Below are 18,073 nucleotides of genomic sequence, written 5' to 3'. Positions count from 1 at the left end.
CTGTTGCCTTTACGGTTTGGGTGGCGAGGAGGTTTCGTGTTTGCGGCGATCTGCTGTGATGAGGCGTTCAAGTTCCTCAGGATCGATCGCAATCAGGCGCATTTGGAATTTGTTCTCAATCGTCGCCGGCAACTTGATGAAGGTTGCCACGCGGCGGTAGGCGAGCCAGGAAATGCCTTCGATCAGTTCCTCGTCCTCGTCGATCTCGTAGTCGCCGGGCGGCACCACCTGGTCGATATCGGGAACTCTAAATGGTTCATCGAAATGGACAGTTCGAGATTTCGTTCGGGCAAACATGTTGCCTCCTTTTGCGAACGCGGTTCGCAAGATTAAGCCAAAATCGGGCCGGTTGGGCCTGTTGGAGCGCGGACGGCTGCCGCGAGGGCCCTGGCACCTTCAAGCGGGACGGAAGACCACCACGGCTTGCTGGCTTTTGGAGAATTGAAAGATCGATGATCGGTGAGTTTGACGAGTGTGAAGCCTCTGACGAGGTGACAAGCCAAGCTGGCCAAGGACGATGTTGAATCCATATATCCAAAGATTAAGGCTTTACTGAGATGATCCGACAAGAAAATCGGGCGATGTAAAAAAAGATACGATAGGATGTGGCGACGTAAATCCACAAATCTAATAATGTTCTGCTAATGTCGGATTTACACTAAATACAAGGCACGTCGATTAAAGGGAATGTATTATTCGGATGGCTTTGGGGATTGTTTATTTACAATAATTATTTTGAAGCGCAGAATGAAAAACCTGGATTGCCATTGGCTCATGATCCAAGGGGGCGGGCCCGCAACGATCCCGATAGTCATCAGATTAACCGAAATGAAATCATGACATTCGACCAAATTCTCGAATGAAAAGAGCCTGTGCGATCGGTTTTGTCGTGGGGACCTTTGCCGCGCCAATCCAAATGGAAATTAGGAGATCGCTATGAAAAACCTTATCCCCGCTCGATTCTATACATACGATTTCACACGCCTGTACGTGTCGCTTGCATTTACGCTTGCGATAGCCGTGATTGTCTATTCCGCTTTGTTCGGACGCATCTTTTAGGCGTGTGGATGGCGCGCGGGCTTGATCCCGCCCGCATGAGGACCTGCAGAACAGGCTATGGCGGATCTGTGCCGGTCTGCTGCTGAAAGCAGTCCAGAGTCGGAGGTTAGCTCGCATCGCGTGGCTCGCTCCTCTTCTGGAATGTAATAGTAGTAAACAGGGGCGTCGGCCCAAAACCCGGCGTTCCTTCATGCCACTCATCACAAACCGCACATTTGAACCGAAACACAGTTGCACCTCCCCGTTGGCTTTTATCGTGCAGATTGCGGTAGTCCGCAACGGTGGATTGCAGTCCTTCGACCGATGCGGTAGCTCATCTCCATGCGAAAACCTGATTTCGACACGGACGGTTGGTGCTTAGACGATGGCGAGGAATACCATCGCGCAGCACCAGAGAGGTTTTGGATTCCTGATCTTGAGGCTCGGGAAGGGCTACAGCCGGGCGACCTGGTCAAGCTGATATTCCGCATTAGCGTCGATGATCCGGAAGCACCTGTTTCGGTAGAGCGCATGTGGGTGATTGTTCGAGAGCGTGTCCCCGGCGGCTATCTCGGCATCTTGGACAACAATCCAGAAGCTATCGAAGAAAACGAGGAGTTCTGGAGCGGCATCGAGTTGCCTTTCGAGGCCCGTCACGTCATCAACATCGATAAGCGGGACGCGAACAGCATTGCAATCGCAGTTCAAGAGCCCAGACGGCGCTGGCCTAATTCCTGAGGGCCGAAAAGCCTGTCGGGTCGATATCGGACGGACTCATCGCCTAGTTCCGTCGATTGACCGAATTCATGTGCTTTCCAATAGCGCCCCCGCGTGAAATCGCGCCCGGGACAAATCTAAAGGGCAATCGGACAAATCAGCGGCTGTAGGGACAATCCTAAGGGGCCGTGCCACAGATTGTTATCACAGTTACTGATTGAAAGTCTTGAAAACTGGTGCTGCTAGAGAGATTTGAACTCTCGGCCTCTCCCTTACCAAGGGAGTGCTCTACCCCTGAGCTATAGCAGCATCCGGCGGCCGGTTCGTGACAAGCCGCATCAAGCGAGGCGCCTATTGCCATAGCTTTGGGGCAAGCGCAAGCCGCATTGCGAAGTTTTTGGCCCGATCCCTCGGAAATCGCGCTGCTGCTTTCGAAGCGCCCGATTTTGCGCTAATGCATGGCCATGCAGAACGATGACGACAGGCAGCACGGGCCGAACCCAGGAAAGGGCGCCGGGCGCACCGCCGAGGCAGATGCCAAGCGGTCTCGGCTGGCAAAGAACTTGCGCGACAATCTCCAGCGCCGCAAGCAGCAGATGCGCGCGCGCCGCGCGGGCGCGGCCGACGAGACGTCCGGATTGCCTGCCGCAAAAACGGACGAATCGGACGATTAGAGAGGGATGGGACGATAGTCGCGGTTTCTTCCGGGATTCCTTGGTTGTCTCCCGTGGACCCGCACATTCAAGGCACTTCTAATTTCACGGCATCTCCAATAAAGAGACGCCTTCAAACAACACTGAATTTTTGGAAAGGCGGGCTTGAGCCCGTTCAAGAGGCCTCATGGATCGCATCAGGATTGTAGGCGGTAACGAACTTCGTGGGGTCATCCCCATTTCCGGCGCCAAGAATGCGGCCCTGCCGCTGATGATCGCATCGCTGCTCACCGACGATACGCTGACGCTGGAAAACGTGCCGCACCTGGCCGATGTCGAGCAGCTGATCCGCATCCTCGGCAATCATGGCGCCGATATTTCGGTCAACGGCCGACGCGAGCGCCAGGGCGAAAGCTATGCGCGCACGATCCACTTTACGAGCCGCAACATTGTCGACACGACCGCACCCTATGAACTCGTGTCGAAGATGCGCGCGAGTTTCTGGGTCATCGGGCCGCTGCTTGCCCGCGAAGGCAAGGCGCGCGTGTCCCTGCCGGGCGGCTGCGCCATTGGCACCAGACCTGTCGATCTCTTTATCGAGGGATTGGCCGCGCTCGGTGCCAATATCGAGATCGACGGCGGCTATGTCAACGCGAAGGCCCCCGAAGGCGGGCTGATCGGTGCGCGCTATGTCTTTCCAAAGGTCTCTGTCGGTGCGACACATGTATTGATGATGGCCGCGACGCTTGCCAATGGCACGACGGTGCTCGGCAATGCCGCGCGCGAGCCGGAGGTCGTCGATCTCGCCAAGTGCCTCAACACCATGGGTGCGAAGATCAGCGGACAGGGCACGAGCACGATCACCATCGAGGGTGTGCGCTCGCTTTCCGGTGCCCGCCATCGCGTGCTGCCTGACCGCATCGAAACCGGCACTTACGCCATGGCTGTCGCGATGACCGGCGGCGACGTCATTCTCGAGGATACCGACGTCTCGCTTCTCGAAACGGCACTCGAGGCGATCCGCCGGGCGGGTGCGGAGATCAGCCAGACGAACAGTGGCATTCGCGTCGTTCGCAACGGTGCCGGCATCAAGCCGGTGGACATCGTGACCGATCCTTTCCCGGGCTTCCCGACCGACCTGCAGGCCCAGTTCATGGGGCTGATGACCAAGTCGAGCGGTGTTTCCCACATCACCGAAACGATCTTCGAAAACCGATTCATGCACGTGCAGGAACTGGCACGGCTCGGTGCGAAGATCTCGCTCTCCGGGCAGACGGCGAAGATCGAAGGGGTTGGCCGGTTGAAGGGTGCGCCCGTGATGGCGACGGATCTGCGTGCCTCCGTCTCACTGGTCATCGCCGGGCTCGCGGCCGAGGGCGAAACGATGGTTTCGCGCGTCTATCATCTTGATCGCGGCTTCGAACGGCTGGAAGCAAAACTCACCCGTTGCGGTGCGCATGTCGAGCGCGTCAGCGACTGACCTTCACGGGCGGTCTTATGCAGGATCATGAGACGGGGTCGATTTCAGGCAACTGGCGCGGGACGCGGGTGGAAAACCGCTTCCCGCGCTTCTTCGTCTCGCTCTGCTGCATGTTTCCTCAATCGGAGCCGAGACAGGGATAAAAACATGCAGTAATTCAAAGTACTACAGAGACCTTTGTGCGTATGAAAAGACGCACAAAGGTCTCTGTAGCGCGCCTGAAACCGTTGCGGTTTCGGGCGCAACGTCTTATGTCCATTGCGATTGCAGCGCAAAATATGACGGGAAATTACAGGATGGCTCGCATGGACGCTCTGAAGCTGCTGGCACTCGACGAGGAAGACCTTGGCGTCGTTTCCGCGCATGTGCAGGACGCAGTCTTCAAGGTGGCGGGCATTTCCTATGACGCCCGTCGCGGGCAGCTCTTCCTGGTCATCAACCGGTTCGTCTGGGAGAATACGGAAGGCAAGCGCCGTAACTTCGAGCGGCGCCGGGCCGTGCTCTCGTTCAAGCGCGTGATCGCCGTGCGTTCCATTGGTTTCGACCGAGCGGACGCGGAAGCGGTTCTCGACCTCCTGGCTCTGCGCTTCTCGGTCAAGGACGAAGGGCCGGAGGGCACGATCGAACTGGTGCTGGCCGGCGAGGCATCGATCATGCTCGATGTGGAATGCATCGAGGCGCAACTTGCCGACACGGGCGGGGCGTGGGAAACCGCATTCAAGCCCCGGCATCCCGAAGGCGCTTGAGCACCTTACCGGCCATCACCAAAAGGAAATCTCGCATTGGCAATCAGGCTGAACTATCTCGACAGCGGCTTCGAACAGGCATTTGCCGCGTTTTTGACAACCAAGCGGGAAGTTTCGGAAGACGTCAATGCTGCCGTGCGCGCGATTATCGATGATGTTCGCGCGCGGGGCGATGCGGCGCTGGCCGAATACTCGGCTCGCTTCGATGGCATCGATTTCGGCACGACTGCCATGGCCGTCAGCCCGGCCGAGATCGATGCGGCGATCGACGCAGTCGCGCCGGAGGTTCTCGGCGCCCTCAAGATTGCCGCGACCCGGATCGAGTCGCATCACCGCAGGCAATTGCCGAAGGACGATATCTACGAGGATGGGATGGGCGTCGGGCTCGGATCGCGCTGGACGGCGATCGACGCGGTTGGGCTGTACGTGCCGGGCGGCACGGCAAGCTATCCGAGTTCGGTTCTCATGAATGCGCTGCCTGCCAAGGTGGCCGGCGTGCCACGCATCGTCATGGTCGTGCCCGCAAGCGGCGGCGCGATCAACCCGGCGGTGCTCGCGGCCGCGCGTCTCGCCGGCGTCGAGGAAATCTATCGCGTCGGCGGCGCCCAGGCCGTCGCAGCCCTTGCTTACGGGACCGAGACCATCGCGCCGGTGGCGAAGATCGTCGGTCCGGGCAACGCCTACGTCGCGGCCGCCAAGCGGCAGGTCTTCGGCACTGTCGGCATCGACATGATCGCCGGCCCCTCGGAAGTGCTGGTGATCGCCGATGGCGGCAATGACCCCGACTGGATCGCGGCCGATCTCCTGGCGCAGGCCGAGCACGATGCCGGGGCGCAGGCAATCCTGATTACCGATGATGCGGCCTTCGGGGCTGCGGTGGAAGCCGCGGTCGAGCGGCAGTTGAAGACGTTGCCGCGCGCCGAAACCGCGGCCGCAAGCTGGCGTGATTTCGGCGCCATCATAGAGGTTCCGGACCTTGATAAGGCAGTGCCGCTTGCCAACCGTATCGCCGCCGAGCACCTGGAGTTGGCGATGGTGGATGCGGACGCGATGGTTCCGAAGATCCGCAACGCCGGTGCCATCTTCATCGGCCGCCACACGCCGGAGGTCATCGGCGACTATGTCGGCGGCTCCAACCATGTGCTGCCGACGGCGCGCTCGGCGCGCTTTTCTTCCGGTCTCGGCGTGCTTGACTACATGAAGCGCACCTCGATCTTGCGGCTTGGTGCGGATCAGTTGCGCGCCCTCGGTCCCGCAGCCATTGCGCTCGCGCGATCGGAAGGGCTCGAGGCCCATGCCCGATCCGTCGCCATCCGCCTCAATCTTGGGGGCGAGGGATGAAAGCAGATCGCAACCTGCGTCTCTGCGATGTCGTGCTGGACGAGACGATCGGCCGCTCGACGCCGGACGTGGAGCACGAGCGTGCGGTTGCGATCTTCGACCTGCTCGAGGAAAATCTCTTCGAGCCCGTCGGCCATCCCGGTGGTCCCTATCGGCTGAACCTGTCGCTGATGGACTCGAAACTCGTCTTTGCGATTTCTACGGATGGCGGAGAGGATGTCGCCACGCATATCCTGTCGCTGACGCCGTTTCGGCGAATCGTGAAGGACTATTTCATGATTTGCGAAAGCTATTACGCAGCGATCCGCTCGGCGACGCCGAGCCAGATCGAAGCGATAGACATGGGCCGCCGCGGCATCCACAACGAAGGGTCGCAGACGCTGATGGATCGCCTGTCCGGCAAGATCAGGCTGGATTTCGACACGGCGCGGCGACTCTTCACATTGGTCTGTGTGCTCTATTGGCGTGGTTGACGGGGGCGATATGACCGGTACCGCCTTGCCGCAATCGAAGACGCCCCGCTCGATACTCTTCATGTGCGGCATGAACGCCATCCGCTCGCCAATGGCGGAAGCGCTCGCCAAGGCAGCGCTGCCGAAAGGGACTTATGTTGCATCCGCCGGCGTGCGGCAAGGCGAGCGGGATCCCTTCGTCGATGTGGTTCTCGCTGAAGTCGGGCTGACGATCGGTCGCCATCAGCCGCGCACCCTCGATGAACTCGAGGACGATTACTTCGACATCATCGTGACGCTTGCGCCGGAAGCTCATCACGTGGCGCTTGAATTGACCCGGTCCATGGCGGTCGATGTCGTCTACTGGCCGACGCCGGATCCGACGGTTGCGACGGGAACGCGGGAGCAGATCGTTGCGGCCTATCGTGCTGTTCGCGATCATCTGGCGGCCCTGATCACCAGCCGCTTGGCTGCCGAGCAGGTGCGCCGCAAGGAAGCCTGATCCGTCCAAGATACTGCCCGTTTGTTCCAAGCGGCGAACGCAATGATGCCGATTAGAGATGCATGCCGCACAATTGCAGAAAAAGCCGGATCTAAGCGGTTCACAAACCCTCGCCGATTGTGTAGTTTCCGGCAAATTTTTCGAAGATGCGTGGCGCATCCGCGAATGAACACGAGAAAGAACAATCCTGCATGGCGAAAGAAGAAGTCCTCGAATTTCCGGGCGTGGTCACCGAATTGCTTCCCAACGCGACCTTTCGTGTGAAGCTCGAAAACGAGCATGAGATTATCGCTCATACGGCGGGCCGCATGCGCAAGAACCGCATTCGCGTTCTCGCCGGCGACAAGGTGCTCGTCGAAATGACCCCCTACGATCTGACGAAGGGCCGCATCACCTACCGCTTCAAGTAGGCCCCCCGGCGACGGCAGCGCTTACAACCCCGGGAAATAACGGCTCGCTTCGATGGCAGTGACCCAAAAACTGATACTGGCATCCGGATCGCCGCGTCGCGTGGAGCTTCTGGCGCAGGCGGGCATCGAACCTGCGCGGCTGTTGCCGATGGACCTCGATGAGACGCCGAAGCGCGCGGAACATCCCCGTTCATTGGCGCGGCGCCTGTCAGCCGAGAAGGCGAAAGCGGCGTTGGCGGCGATCAAGGGCGAACCCGGCTGGGACGGCAGCTATATTCTCGCCGCCGACACCGTCGTCTGCGTCGGCCGCCGCATTGTCCCGAAGCCGGAGCTGGTCAGCGAGGCGTCGAGCGCGCTGCATCTCCTGTCCGGGCGCAGTCATCGCGTCTATACCGGCATCTGTCTCGTCACCCCCGACCGCACCTTCCGCCAGAAAGTCATTGATACGAAGGTGCGCTTCAAGCGTCTTTCCGGCCAGGATATCGAAAGCTATCTCGCCTCCGGTCAGTGGCGCGGCAAGGCGGGCGGCTATGGTATCCAGGGTATTGCCGGCAGTTTCGTCGTCAAGCTCGTCGGTTCCTACACCAATGTGGTAGGCTTGCCGCTCTACGAAACCGTCAATCTTCTCATCGGTGAAGGATATGACGTCCATAATCGTTGGCTGGAAGGCTGAAGAGAATTGAGCGATGAAGGCAAAAAGAGCGGTTCGAATGTCGAACCCCTGCGCGCGACGCGACCTTGCCCGGAGTGCGGCCGCCCGTCCGTGCGCGAGCACTATCCGTTCTGTTCCGAGCGCTGCCGCAACGTAGACCTCAATCGCTGGCTTTCCGGTTCCTATGCGATCCCTGTCGCCGATGACGAGTCGAAGGCCGACGACGAGGATCAGTAACGCCTCCTGGCGCGTCCGCTCGCTGCGTCGCTTTCCGCTGCATCACGCATATCCGCACTCCAACGCCGCGCGTCTAATCAGGCGCTGTAGCATTTTGAATTGCTGCATGTTTTTTCCTTGAATCGGCTACGATTCAAGGAAACATGCCGTAGAAGCCGGACCTGGGGATTCCTGCTTGGAGCCGCCGAAATCGTTGCTGTCCCGGCGCGATCCTGCTGAATAGCCTCAACTTTTCGGCCTTTTCCACTGCGCGCCAATTTCCTTTCAAAAAAGAGTCATTTGGCGCTGGACACGGCCGAACAAGATGTTATAACCCCGCTCGCTTCCGGGGCGAACACATCGCCCCGATGGCTCTGAGAGGAGCCGCTGCCGTCAAGGCAGGATGCCCGGATAGCTCAGTTGGTAGAGCAGCGGATTGAAAATCCGCGTGTCGGTGGTTCAAATCCGCCTCCGGGCACCATTCTCCAATAACGATTTCCCGCCTTGAATTTTCAGCGCGTAAGCTGTGGTGTTCCGCTGCCTTCGCTTCCGCACAACGGCCGCTCAGTTTCCCGACGTTCGGTCTCCTGCTGCATCGACACAAGTTTCCCTGCAAAGTGGAACCAAACCTCGCCGCCGGCGTTCTTTCAAGGAACTCCGGGAGGGCGCAGGATGACACATGCCGATATGAGAACGCTCGATAAGTTTCGTGCCAAGCATGTTTGGGACGTCGCGGAATATTGCAGGCGTACCGGCATACAGAAATCCGAGGAAAAGCGCTTGATCAAAGTGCTCGGCAGGTATGCATCAAGTCACGAACTGCAGATGAACATCATTCGGCATCACAGCCGCGTCCGCTGACCGGTAAATCTGGGGCGCAAATACGAGCACGATTGCTTAAATCGGAACCGGTTTAAGGATTCATGCTGAAATTTCCAAATGCTATAGCGACCTTTCGCGTCTGATCGCGACGCCCGGCGCTGTAGCGTGAGGAACGCCGGAGGAGACCCACGTGTGGACAGTTCTGGTCGGCGTGTTTCTGATTGTCTGCGGCTTGCTTCTCATGGTGCGGGAGGCACTCGGCCGCCGGCGCCTGAGCGGTCCGTCGCGCGCTACACAGAGCGGAACCGGACCGACACTGGAGCCCGCGCGGCAGGGCTTAGGCTTTCTCGGCTTGGCGCGGAACTGGCCCGGTATGGCTCTGATGGCAATCGGTGCCGTCCTTTTGCTTTTCGGCTAGGCCAATTCCAGGAAAAGTGTGTAGCGGTTTTCCGTCCGGAATTGCGTAGTTTCAAAAGTGTCAGATCATTGCACTGATGAAACGGTGCAATGATCTAAGGCAATTCTCAGGCGTCAGTGGCGGGGCGCCGCCGCTGCAAGCTGCTTGCGCGCCGCGCCAGGGGTGAGAGAAAACGCCTCCCTGAATTTCCGGATGAAGTGAGACACGTTTTCAAAGCCGGTTTCCAAGGCAATGTCGATCAAGGGCTTTTCGGTGGATGCAACCAGTCGCATCGCCGCATCGAGGCGAAGCTTGAGATAGACTGAAACCGGGGTGGCGCCCAACTCGTTCTGAAACAGGCGTTCGAGTTGCCTGCGCGATATGCCGAGCGCGTTCGCCACGTCGTCTATGCCGATGATGTCCTCGAGATGCTGTTCCATCACCATCAGCGCGAGACTGATCCGTCTGTCCTGCACGGTGACCGCGCCGAGCGGATTGCGCGTCTGCATTTCGGTGGCGTCTCTGCGGCGCGTGATCTGCATGATTTCGAGCGCATTGCGCTCTGCCTCCTCGCCGACATGTCTGCGGATCAGGTAGGTGGCGAGGTCGGCCACGCTGCTGCCGCCGGCGCAGGTGATCACATTGCCGTCCTCGACGAAAATACGCTTGGATGTGACATTGATTTCGGGGAAGCGCGATCGGAATTCATTGTGATGGAGCCAGCTGACGCAGGCGGCATGTCCATCCAGCACACCCGCCTCGGCCAGGATGAAGCTTCCCGTGCACACGCCGATGATCGGTACACCCGCGCGTACGGCCTGGTGAAGGTAGTTGACCGTTTCCCGATCGATCGGTTCTTCCACATTGAGCCGACCGCCGACGACGGCGATGTAGCTGAATTCCGTCGGCGGGCGAAGCGACGCCGTGGGCGCCACCTGTATGCCGCAACTGGACATAACGAAGTTTCTCGTGCTGCCGAGCACCTCCCAGTCGCAGTTCACGCGCCCCGACTTGTCCTCGACATCGCTTCCCAATCTCAAGGCATCAGCGAACAGGGAAAAGGCGCTGAGCGTAAAGCTCCGTGCAAGAATGAACCCGACGCGAAGCACCCCTTGACCGACGGGATGTCTTCTCGCGGCGGTCTTTGTTTTTGTAAGAGTCGTTTCCAATGCGATGCGATCCATTCCTGTTGGCGGCGAGGGCCGTATGCAACCGCGGCAAGGGCATAATACCAAGCGCCACGAGTTATAGGTAGATCGCCCGCGTCCCCGAGTTGGCTGGCAGCGATGTTCTCGTCAGTGCCGTCTTCACCGGAAGCGGGCTAATCCCCATTGATATGATGATTTATTAACCGTTTTGTCAGAAAATTGTCGATGTCCGATAAGCACGCCGGCTCGACGTATCGGACTGGTCGAAAGTGTCAATCGAGTCGGGGCTGGCGCCGGACGCCTTCGTTTCGCCGGTCTGGCCGGCATCACGTTCGTTCATCTGGGGGATAAGGCTGGGATGTACGAAATGACCGAACACATGATGAAAGTGTTGATGAGCATCATGGCCGCGCTTTCGCTCGGCTCGCTGATGTTCCTCATTGCAGTTCTTTAAGCTTTCGGCCCCGAGTGGACGCTCGAGACGACCGGCGGGCGTATTTTGCGCACCCCGTCAGGGCTATTCCGGGCAGAATGGTCAGGTTGCCGAAACATCGACCCATTCCGCTCCGGTCAACTTCGCGATGCGTTCAGGGCTGATATGGACGGCGGCGTTGGTCGCGCCGGCGGCGGGAACGACGACGTCGTAGGCCTTCAGCGACTCGTCGCAATAGATATTGTGCGGCTTGGCAAGGCCGAACGGGCAGACGCCGCCAACCGGGTGGCCCGTCTCGGCTTCTACTTCGTCGAAGCCGAGCATGCGTGCCTTCGTTCCGAAGCGTGCCTTGTACTTCTTGTTGTCGAGCCGGGCGTCACCGCGCGTGACGATCAGGATCACGTCGTCGCCGACCTTGAGTGCCAATGTCTTGGCAATCTGCGCCGGTTCGACGCCGTGGCCCTTGGCGGCGAGCTCCACGGTGGCGGTGCTCTGTGCAAGTTCGATGACATCGATGTCGGGAGCGTGTTCGGAAAAGAACTGTTTGACGGAAGCAAGACTCATAGGTGCGATCTATACCGAGAAAGGTTGTCGAGAACAAAGCTGCGCCGACAAGGCCGGGACTGCAGCGTGGCGCCTGCTGTAGACAGCAATGTTTCAATCGTCGTTCGAAGCGTCAAGATCTTCGGGGCGGCGACCCTCCTGCTGCGGCGGCAGATAGCCGTGGCTCGCGAACCAGTTCTCGAGAATTGTCGAGATCGCCTGTTCTCGCGTCAGCATACCTCGATGGTCGGTGATGAAGGATTTGAGCGCCGTCTCGATCTTTGCGGCGTAGAGTTCAGTCATGGTTGCCTCCGCTTGTTTCTTGCGAGAGGCGGTCCGCGTTGTCGGCGCGGATCGCAGATGTTTCTTCAGCGGGCTTATGCCTGTTTGACGATGCGGATCAGCACCAGAAGGATGATCGCGCCGATCGTCGAGTGAATGATCGCGGAAAGAATGCCGCTGCCCAGGCTGATACCGATTGCGGGAAAGAGAAAGCCGGCGATGAAGGCCCCGAGGATACCGACCACGATGTTGCCGATCAGGCCAAAACCGAAACCGCTGACGATCAGACCGGCAAGCCAGCCGGCGACAGCCCCGACAATCAGGAACACCAGTAGGCTTTCTATACCCATGCATCGCTCCTCTCCGTTGGATCCATAAGGAAAAGATAGATCAGGATTTGAAATCAGATAGGGGGCAATTTTATCGCGCGACGATTTTGCACCGATTTCGCGCGGCCGCTAAGAATACGGTTCCACGATGGAGATCGGGAGCGGCCGCACCGGCCGCTCCTCTGTTGATTAGACGATGCCGCCGCCACCGCCGGCGACTGCCGGCCGCTCGCCCGCCACCCTGGCGCGATAGCCGCTCGCGCGGTAGGTCGGAACCGGCGCGATTGCGCCACCATGCTCGAGGCGGGCCATGGCGAGGATCGGCTCGACGTCCGTCCGGAAGGCGGCCTTGAGCGTTTCAGACGCCATCAGCGCGTCATTGCCCTGCTGGTAGTCGTTGAGCGCCTTGCGATCGACGAGAAGAGCCTGGGCATAGGCGCGGCAGACTTCCATCGCGCTCGTCATCAGGCTTTCGATCGGGTCAGTCACGTTATGGCTCTGGTCGAGCATATGCGCGGGATTGAAGCCGTCGGCACCCCGCACCTCGGCATCGACGAGTTCGTTGAAGACGAGAAACAGGCGGTAGGGATCGATCGACCCGGTATCGAGATCGTCGTCGCCGTATTTGGAATCGTTGAAATGGAAGCCGCCGAGCTTCCTGAACTGGATCAACCTGGCGACGATCATCTCGATATTGACGTTCGGCGCGTGGTGGCCGAGGTCGACGAGGCAGAAGGCCTTGGGGCCGAGCTCCTGGGCGATCAGGTAGTTCGTGCCCCAATCCTGCACCACGGTCGAGTAGAAAGCCGGCTCGTACATCTTGTGTTCGGTGAAGACGCGCCAGTCGTCCGGAAGCGCCGCATAGACTGCCTTCATCGCGTCGAGATAGCGTTCGAACGCCTTGGTGAAATTGCTCTGTCCCGGATAGTTGGAGCCGTCGCCGATCCAGACCGTCAGCGCCTTCGAGCCGAGTGCCTTGCCGATCTCGATGCATTCGAGATTGTGCTCGACCGCCTGGCGGCGTGTCGCCGCGTCGCTATGGGAGAGCGAGCCGAATTTGTAGGAATGCGCCTGCCCTGGCGCATCGGAGAAGGTGTTGGAATTCATCGCGTCGAAGCCTAAGCCCAGCGCCGCGCCCTTCTCCTTCAATGCCTTGAGATCGGAAACCTTGTCCCATGGAATATGCAGCGAAACGGTCGGCGTCGCCCGCGTCAACGCATGGATGACGCCGCAGTCCTCGAGCTTGTCGAAGATGTTGCGCGGTTCGCCCGGGCCGGGGAAACGGGCAAAACGCGTGCCGCCGGTTCCGACCCCCCAGGAGGGAACGGCAACGCCATAGGCGGCAACCTTTTCCTTGATAGAATCGATCGCGATGCCGCGGCGGGCAAGCCTTTCGCCGAGGCTTTCATAATCTCGGTTGAGCGCGTCCCTACGGCTCGCATTCTGCGCCTCGACAACGGCCTTGCTGATCATCTGGGTCATGGCAGCCTCCGGATCAGCGCGTGAACGACTGGGCGTTGCCCGCGTCGACATTGACGATGTTGCCGGTCGATTTTGCCGACATGTCGGAAGCGAGGAAGTAGATCGCCTCGGCAATGTCTTCCGGGAAGACGCTGAGCTTCAGCATCGACCGTTCGCGATAATGGGCCTCCAGGTCGTCCACGTCCATCTTGTAGGCGGCTGCGCGCTGCTCCTTCCATTCGCCGGTCCAGATCTTGGAACCGCGCAGCACCGCGTCCGGATTGACGACGTTGACGCGGATCTGCGCCGACGCTCCTTCGAGCGCGAGGCAGCGGGCAAGATGAATCTCCGCCGCTTTCGCCGTGCAGTAGGCGGACGCCCCGGGCGAGGCGGCAAGGCCGTTCTTCGAGGCGACGAACACGACATTGCCGCCGGCCTTCTGGTTGCGGAAGATGCGGAAGGCTTCACGCGAGACGAGGAAATAGCCCGTCGTGAGGATGTCGATGTTCTTGTTCCAGAGGGCGAGGGTCGTATCCTCGATCGCCGCCGACGAGGCGAGCCCGGCATTGGAGACGAGGATGTCGAGACCGCCGAAGGCAAGCAGAGCGTCACCGAAACCGGCTTCGACCGCCGCTTCGCTCGTTACATTCATATTGACCGCGCGGACGAAGTCCTTGCCGTAGCGGCCAGCCAGTTCGGTTTGCGCCGCCTCGAGCGCCGTTTGGTCGATATCCGCGAGAACGACGCAAGCGCCTTCCTGCATCAGCCGGTTGGCCGTCGCCTTGCCGATGCCACCGGCGCCGCCAGTGACGAGCGCGATGCGGCCGGCGAGGCTCTTCGGCTTCGGCATGCGCTGGAGCTTGGCTTCCTCCAGAAGCCAGTATTCGATGTCGAAGGCTTCCTGCTCGGGCAGGCCAACATAGGTCGACACGCCGGAGGCGCCACGCATGACATTGATTGCATTGACGTAGAATTCGCCGGAGATGCGGGCCGTCGCCTTGTCCTTGGCGAAGGTGATCATGCCGACGCCCGGGACGAGATAGACGACGGCGTTCGGGTCGCGCATCGCCGGGCTGTCGGCGCGCTTGCAGCGTTCGTAGTAGGCGGCATAGTCGGCGCGATAGGCGGCGATCGCCTCGGAAAGCCCAGCAAGTGTCTTGTCGATATCGGGATTGGCCGGGTCGAAATCGACGACCAGCGGGCGGATCTTCGTCCTGAGGAAGTGGTCGGGGCAGCTCGTTCCGAGTGCGGCGAGCGGTTCGAGATCCTTGGACGTCACGAAATCGAGGACGGCCTGGCTGTCGTCGAAGTGTCCGACCTTTTTCTCCTCCACGCTGATGAGCCCGCGGATCACCGGCATCAGTCGCTTGGCGACGACGGCGCGCTCGGCGGCGTCGAGCGTCGGCTTTACGGCCCTGCCGAAGGCTGGTGCAGTGTTTTCCGTTTCGAACCAGGCAATTGCGCGGTTGATGATTTCGATCGTCGTCTCGTAGGCTTCCTTGGCCGTATCGCCCCAGGTGAAAAGACCGTGGCTTTCGAGCACAACGCCGCGCGCCTTCGGGTTTTCGAGGCAGAATTTTTCGAGCCACAGGCCGAGCTCGTAGCCCGGCCGTTTCCACGGCAGCCAGCCGATGTCGTCGCCGAAGATTTTCTGCGTCAGTTCCTTGCTGTTCGAGGAAGCGGCGATCGCGATGATCGCGTCCGGATGCATGTGATCGACGTGGGTCTTCGGCACATAGGCGTGTAGCGGCGTGTCGATCGAAGCGGCGCGCGGATTGAGATTGAACGTGCAATGCGGCAGGTAGCCGACCATCTCGTCTTCGAACTCGACACCCCGGTAAATGCCCTTCAGGGCGCGGAGCTTGTCCATGTAAAGGGTCGCGAAGCCGTCGAGCTTGATGGTGCCGACGTCGCCGCCCGATCCCTTGACCCAGAGGACCTCGACCATTTCGCCCGTCAGCGGATCTTTTTCCATGACCTTGGCCGAGGTATTGCCGCCGCCGTAGTTGGTGATCCGCTTGTCCGATCCAAGGAGATTCGAGCGGTAGAGGAGCTTCTCCGGCTCGGTCATTTCTGCTGCCTTGCCCTCGTCCCAGAGATTGGCCAGGCGTGCGCCCCGTTGCTTGTCGAGCATGTTGAATTCCTCCCGGTCAGCTATCCGCCGGCACTGAGGCCGTGGCGACATGATTGGCATCAGATCACACGGTCGGTGCGCGAATGTCAATCAAAAACGATCAAAATCGTTCATACTGCGCTGCACAGTGAAAAAACATGATCGATACTGATTGACAATGCTCGGGACTGATGGAAGCATGCGAGCCATCGGAGGAGCGAATGCACGAAAAAGAAAGACATAGGGTCATCCTGTCGGCCGTTCAGGAAAAGCCGGTCGTGACGGTGCCCGAACTCGTCGAGTTGACCGACAGCTCCGAGGCGACGATCCGGCGCGATATCGCCGCTCTTCACGTGCAGAAACGCTTGCGCCGGGTGCGCGGTGGCGCCGAGGCGATCAATCCGCCCCAATTCGTCGGCCTCGCCGGCCGGCCGTTCAGCGTCAATGAGGGCCTGCATGCCCGCGAGAAGCAGGCGATCGCCAAGGAGGCGGTGGCGCTTTGCGCGGACGGAGAGCCGATCATCATCAACGGCGGCACCACGACCTTTCAGATGGTGCATTTTCTCGCAAACCGCCGAATGCAGGTCTTCACCAATTCCTTCCCGATCGCCGAACACCTGCTCAAGCATTCGAAGAACACCGTGATGCTTTCGGGAGGCACGATCTACCGCGAGCAGAACATCATCTTGAGCCCCTTCGACAACGACGTGACGCGCAACTTCTATGCGCGCCGCATGTTCATGGGGGCACAGGGGCTCGGACCCCTCGGGCTGATGGAGGCGGATCCGCTTTTGATCCAGGCCGAACAGAAACTGATCGATCAGGCCGACGAATTGGTCGTGCTGGTCGATTCCTCGAAATTTCACAGGCGCTCGAGCCTCATTCTTTGCGGACTCAAGCGCATCGCTACTGTGATCACGGATTCGGGCATCGAGGACAGGCATGCCGCAATGCTCGAAGGCGCGGGCGTCAATCTGGTCATCGCCAAGGCGAGGCCCGTCGTTGACGCGGAAAGTGCTTCATCGTCCGCCTGATGCGGGCGGAGGAGAGGGAGTGGGACGTTGCGGCATCCCGGGCATGGCCGGGGCAGGTCGCAGATAGGGGCCGGACCGATGTATTCATACTGAATGCGCGCGGCCAAAGGGAGGAGAAAGTCATGAAGCTTATGAAATCATTGATGGTCACGGCCGCCGTTGCGGTGGCGCTCATGGCCAATGCCGCGCACGCGGAAAACAAGAAGATCGCGCTCGTCGTCAAGGCGCTCGGCATCGGATTCTTCGAAGCCGCCAACAAGGGTGCGCAGGAAGCCGCCAAGGAGTTGGGCGATGTCGAGGTGATCTATACCGGCCCGACCTCGACGACTGCGGAAGGCCAGATCGAGGTGATCAATTCGCTGATTGCCCAGAAGGTGGATGCGATCGCCGTTTCCGCCAACGACACCGATGCGCTGGTGCCGGCTCTCAAGAAGGCGATGGATCGGGGCATCAAGGTCATCTCGTGGGATTCGGGCGTCGCCAAGGAAGGCCGCCTGATGCACCTTAATCCGTCCTCGAGCCCGCTCATCGGCAACATGATCATCAAGCTTGCGGCCGACAACCTGCCTGAAGGCGGCGACGTCGCGGTGCTCTCGGCCTCGGCGACGGCGACCAACCAGAACACCTGGATCGCGGAAATGAAGAAGGTCCAGGGCAACTACAAGAGCATCAACGTCGTGACCACGGTCTATGGTGACGACCTCGCCGACAAGTCCTATCGCGAAACACAAGGCCTCATTCAGTCCTATCCGAACCTGAAGGCGATCATCGCGCCGACGTCCGTCGGCATCGTTGCGGCCGCGCAGGCGGTGACCGACGCCGGCAAGATCGGCCAGATCAACGTCACCGGTCTCGGTCTGCCCTCCGAAATGGCGGGCCACGTGAAGTCCGGCGCATCGAAATCCTTCGCGATCTGGAACCCGATCGATCTCGGCTACTCGGCAACGATGATCGCCTATGGTCTCGTCAACGGCGCCGAAGCCAAGCCGGGTGCGGAACTGAAGATGGGCCGCATGGGCACGGTCAAGCTCGACGAAAACAACGAAGGCGCCATGGCCGATCCGTTCGTCTATGATGCTTCGAACGTCGAGGAATTCGCGAAGATCTTCTGATCTGCGCAGAGGAGCGGCATTTGCCCCTCATCCGGCCTGCCGACTCCTTCTCCCCGCCTGCGGGGAGAAGGAGATACGCTCTCGTTCCCTCTCCCCGCGAGCGGGGAGAGGGAACGAGTGAGGGGCGGCCTCACCTGGGAACTGCCTCATATGAGGACCGCACGGGCCGAGCGGCCGCCCGCTTATAGAAAC

General features: G+C 60.0%; 21 protein-coding genes and 2 tRNA genes. 15 read left to right on the top strand and 8 right to left on the bottom strand.

Annotation, left to right across the window (positions count from 1 at the left end):
• Window positions 1–9: 9 nt before the first annotated feature.
• Complete coding sequence (locus tag ILFOPFJJ_RS13000) at window positions 10–297, bottom strand: hypothetical protein (protein WP_173510946.1); 288 nt, start codon at window positions 295–297, stop codon at window positions 10–12.
• A gap of 1,083 nt (window positions 298–1,380) precedes the next feature.
• On the opposite strand from ILFOPFJJ_RS13000, the gene ILFOPFJJ_RS12995 reads away from it, so the two are divergent.
• Window positions 1,381–1,776 (top strand): DUF2314 domain-containing protein, encoded by a 396-nt coding sequence (locus tag ILFOPFJJ_RS12995; protein ID WP_173510945.1) that lies wholly within the window; start codon window positions 1,381–1,383, stop codon window positions 1,774–1,776.
• Window positions 1,777–1,989: 213 nt separating this feature from the next.
• Here ILFOPFJJ_RS12995 and ILFOPFJJ_RS12990 read toward each other — a convergent pair.
• Window positions 1,990–2,064, bottom strand: a tRNA-Thr gene (locus ILFOPFJJ_RS12990).
• A gap of 149 nt (window positions 2,065–2,213) precedes the next feature.
• Between ILFOPFJJ_RS12990 and ILFOPFJJ_RS12985 the strand changes: the two genes are divergently transcribed.
• The 12 genes from ILFOPFJJ_RS12985 (at window position 2,214) to ILFOPFJJ_RS12935 (ending at window position 9,447) form a co-directional block, all read left to right on the top strand.
• Window positions 2,214–2,429 (top strand): hypothetical protein, encoded by a 216-nt coding sequence (locus ILFOPFJJ_RS12985; RefSeq protein WP_173510944.1) that lies wholly within the window; start codon window positions 2,214–2,216, stop codon window positions 2,427–2,429.
• A gap of 166 nt (window positions 2,430–2,595) precedes the next feature.
• A complete protein-coding gene (gene murA, locus ILFOPFJJ_RS12980) occupies window positions 2,596–3,888 on the top strand; it encodes a UDP-N-acetylglucosamine 1-carboxyvinyltransferase (protein ID WP_173510943.1) in 1,293 nt (430 codons plus the stop codon).
• A 305-nt stretch (window positions 3,889–4,193) separates the two neighbouring features.
• Complete coding sequence (locus ILFOPFJJ_RS12975) at window positions 4,194–4,634, top strand: DUF2948 family protein (protein ID WP_173510942.1); 441 nt, start codon at window positions 4,194–4,196, stop codon at window positions 4,632–4,634.
• A gap of 36 nt (window positions 4,635–4,670) precedes the next feature.
• Window positions 4,671–5,975, top strand: a complete 1,305-nt coding sequence (gene hisD, locus ILFOPFJJ_RS12970) for a histidinol dehydrogenase (RefSeq protein ID WP_173510941.1) — start codon at window positions 4,671–4,673, stop codon at window positions 5,973–5,975.
• Window positions 5,972–6,448 carry a UPF0262 family protein gene (locus tag ILFOPFJJ_RS12965; RefSeq protein ID WP_173510940.1) on the top strand — a complete coding sequence of 159 codons (477 nt, stop codon included), beginning with the start codon at window positions 5,972–5,974 and terminating at the stop codon, window positions 6,446–6,448. Before hisD ends, ILFOPFJJ_RS12965 begins: the two co-directional genes overlap by 4 nt.
• A 10-nt stretch (window positions 6,449–6,458) precedes the next feature.
• A complete protein-coding gene (locus tag ILFOPFJJ_RS12960; protein ID WP_173510939.1) occupies window positions 6,459–6,929 on the top strand; it encodes an arsenate-mycothiol transferase ArsC in 471 nt (156 codons plus the stop codon).
• Window positions 6,930–7,120: 191 nt separating this feature from the next.
• On the top strand, window positions 7,121–7,339 hold the full coding sequence (gene infA / locus ILFOPFJJ_RS12955) for a translation initiation factor IF-1 (protein ID WP_004435948.1): 219 nt from the start codon (window positions 7,121–7,123) through the stop codon (window positions 7,337–7,339).
• Between the two features lie 52 nt (window positions 7,340–7,391).
• The gene (locus tag ILFOPFJJ_RS12950; RefSeq protein WP_173510938.1) at window positions 7,392–8,012 is read left to right on the top strand and encodes a Maf-like protein; all 621 of its coding nucleotides are present in this window, start codon (window positions 7,392–7,394) and stop codon (window positions 8,010–8,012) included.
• Window positions 8,013–8,018: 6 nt separating this feature from the next.
• A complete protein-coding gene (gene yacG, locus ILFOPFJJ_RS12945; protein WP_173510937.1) occupies window positions 8,019–8,228 on the top strand; it encodes a DNA gyrase inhibitor YacG in 210 nt (69 codons plus the stop codon).
• Between the two features lie 384 nt (window positions 8,229–8,612).
• A tRNA-Phe gene (locus ILFOPFJJ_RS12940) sits at window positions 8,613–8,688 on the top strand.
• 191 nt (window positions 8,689–8,879) lie between these two features.
• A complete protein-coding gene (locus ILFOPFJJ_RS35040; RefSeq protein WP_246299597.1) occupies window positions 8,880–9,068 on the top strand; it encodes a hypothetical protein in 189 nt (62 codons plus the stop codon).
• Window positions 9,069–9,219: 151 nt separating this feature from the next.
• Entirely contained in the window at window positions 9,220–9,447 is a 228-nt protein-coding gene (locus tag ILFOPFJJ_RS12935; RefSeq protein ID WP_173510936.1) for a hypothetical protein, read from the top strand.
• A gap of 113 nt (window positions 9,448–9,560) precedes the next feature.
• Here ILFOPFJJ_RS12935 and ILFOPFJJ_RS12930 read toward each other — a convergent pair whose 3' ends face one another.
• The 6 genes from ILFOPFJJ_RS12930 to ILFOPFJJ_RS12905 all read right to left on the bottom strand — a co-directional run bounded on the left by ILFOPFJJ_RS12930 (window position 9,561) and on the right by ILFOPFJJ_RS12905 (window position 15,756).
• Window positions 9,561–10,595: a GlxA family transcriptional regulator gene (locus tag ILFOPFJJ_RS12930; RefSeq protein ID WP_173510935.1), complete on the bottom strand. Its 1,035-nt coding sequence runs from the start codon at window positions 10,593–10,595 to the stop codon at window positions 9,561–9,563.
• Window positions 10,596–11,109: 514 nt separating this feature from the next.
• Window positions 11,110–11,571: a YbaK/EbsC family protein gene (locus tag ILFOPFJJ_RS12925; RefSeq protein ID WP_173510934.1), complete on the bottom strand. Its 462-nt coding sequence runs from the start codon at window positions 11,569–11,571 to the stop codon at window positions 11,110–11,112.
• A 93-nt stretch (window positions 11,572–11,664) separates the two neighbouring features.
• Entirely contained in the window at window positions 11,665–11,853 is a 189-nt protein-coding gene (locus ILFOPFJJ_RS12920) for a hypothetical protein (protein ID WP_173510933.1), read from the bottom strand.
• 74 nt (window positions 11,854–11,927) lie between these two features.
• Entirely contained in the window at window positions 11,928–12,182 is a 255-nt protein-coding gene (locus ILFOPFJJ_RS12915; RefSeq protein WP_173510932.1) for a GlsB/YeaQ/YmgE family stress response membrane protein, read from the bottom strand.
• A 168-nt stretch (window positions 12,183–12,350) separates the two neighbouring features.
• Window positions 12,351–13,643 carry an L-rhamnose catabolism isomerase gene (rhaI, locus tag ILFOPFJJ_RS12910; protein WP_173510931.1) on the bottom strand — a complete coding sequence of 431 codons (1,293 nt, stop codon included), beginning with the start codon at window positions 13,641–13,643 and terminating at the stop codon, window positions 12,351–12,353.
• 13 nt (window positions 13,644–13,656) lie between these two features.
• Window positions 13,657–15,756, bottom strand: coding sequence for a bifunctional rhamnulose-1-phosphate aldolase/short-chain dehydrogenase (locus ILFOPFJJ_RS12905; protein WP_173510930.1), 2,100 nt, complete (start codon window positions 15,754–15,756; stop codon window positions 13,657–13,659).
• Between the two features lie 200 nt (window positions 15,757–15,956).
• On the opposite strand from ILFOPFJJ_RS12905, the gene ILFOPFJJ_RS12900 reads away from it, so the two are divergent.
• Window positions 15,957–16,769 (top strand): DeoR/GlpR family DNA-binding transcription regulator, encoded by an 813-nt coding sequence (locus ILFOPFJJ_RS12900; RefSeq protein ID WP_173510929.1) that lies wholly within the window; start codon window positions 15,957–15,959, stop codon window positions 16,767–16,769.
• Window positions 16,770–16,891: 122 nt separating this feature from the next.
• The gene (rhaS, locus tag ILFOPFJJ_RS12895; RefSeq protein ID WP_173510928.1) at window positions 16,892–17,881 is read left to right on the top strand and encodes a rhamnose ABC transporter substrate-binding protein; all 990 of its coding nucleotides are present in this window, start codon (window positions 16,892–16,894) and stop codon (window positions 17,879–17,881) included.
• Window positions 17,882–18,073 lie beyond the last annotated feature (192 nt).

The sequence above is a fragment of the Sinorhizobium psoraleae genome (assembly GCF_013283645.1).
Taxonomy (GTDB): domain Bacteria; phylum Pseudomonadota; class Alphaproteobacteria; order Rhizobiales; family Rhizobiaceae; genus Sinorhizobium; species Sinorhizobium psoraleae.
The sequence above is the reverse complement of the archived record's forward strand: the minus strand, read 5'-3'. Positions and strand labels throughout refer to the sequence as shown.

Coding starts and splice junctions, on each gene's coding strand:
- ILFOPFJJ_RS12985 (WP_173510944.1), top strand. CDS start 2,214: ATGGCCATGCAGAACGATGACGACAGGCAGCACGGGCCGAACCCAGGA.
- ILFOPFJJ_RS12920 (WP_173510933.1), bottom strand. CDS start 11,853: ATGACTGAACTCTACGCCGCAAAGATCGAGACGGCGCTCAAATCCTTC.
- ILFOPFJJ_RS13000 (WP_173510946.1), bottom strand. CDS start 297: ATGTTTGCCCGAACGAAATCTCGAACTGTCCATTTCGATGAACCATTT.
- rhaI (WP_173510931.1), bottom strand. CDS start 13,643: ATGACCCAGATGATCAGCAAGGCCGTTGTCGAGGCGCAGAATGCGAGC.
- ILFOPFJJ_RS12925 (WP_173510934.1), bottom strand. CDS start 11,571: ATGAGTCTTGCTTCCGTCAAACAGTTCTTTTCCGAACACGCTCCCGAC.
- ILFOPFJJ_RS12995 (WP_173510945.1), top strand. CDS start 1,381: ATGCGAAAACCTGATTTCGACACGGACGGTTGGTGCTTAGACGATGGC.
- ILFOPFJJ_RS12965 (WP_173510940.1), top strand. CDS start 5,972: ATGAAAGCAGATCGCAACCTGCGTCTCTGCGATGTCGTGCTGGACGAG.
- ILFOPFJJ_RS12900 (WP_173510929.1), top strand. CDS start 15,957: ATGCACGAAAAAGAAAGACATAGGGTCATCCTGTCGGCCGTTCAGGAA.
- rhaS (WP_173510928.1), top strand. CDS start 16,892: ATGAAGCTTATGAAATCATTGATGGTCACGGCCGCCGTTGCGGTGGCG.
- ILFOPFJJ_RS35040 (WP_246299597.1), top strand. CDS start 8,880: ATGACACATGCCGATATGAGAACGCTCGATAAGTTTCGTGCCAAGCAT.
- ILFOPFJJ_RS12960 (WP_173510939.1), top strand. CDS start 6,459: ATGACCGGTACCGCCTTGCCGCAATCGAAGACGCCCCGCTCGATACTC.
- infA (WP_004435948.1), top strand. CDS start 7,121: ATGGCGAAAGAAGAAGTCCTCGAATTTCCGGGCGTGGTCACCGAATTG.
- ILFOPFJJ_RS12975 (WP_173510942.1), top strand. CDS start 4,194: ATGGACGCTCTGAAGCTGCTGGCACTCGACGAGGAAGACCTTGGCGTC.
- ILFOPFJJ_RS12915 (WP_173510932.1), bottom strand. CDS start 12,182: ATGGGTATAGAAAGCCTACTGGTGTTCCTGATTGTCGGGGCTGTCGCC.
- murA (WP_173510943.1), top strand. CDS start 2,596: ATGGATCGCATCAGGATTGTAGGCGGTAACGAACTTCGTGGGGTCATC.
- ILFOPFJJ_RS12950 (WP_173510938.1), top strand. CDS start 7,392: ATGGCAGTGACCCAAAAACTGATACTGGCATCCGGATCGCCGCGTCGC.
- ILFOPFJJ_RS12905 (WP_173510930.1), bottom strand. CDS start 15,756: ATGCTCGACAAGCAACGGGGCGCACGCCTGGCCAATCTCTGGGACGAG.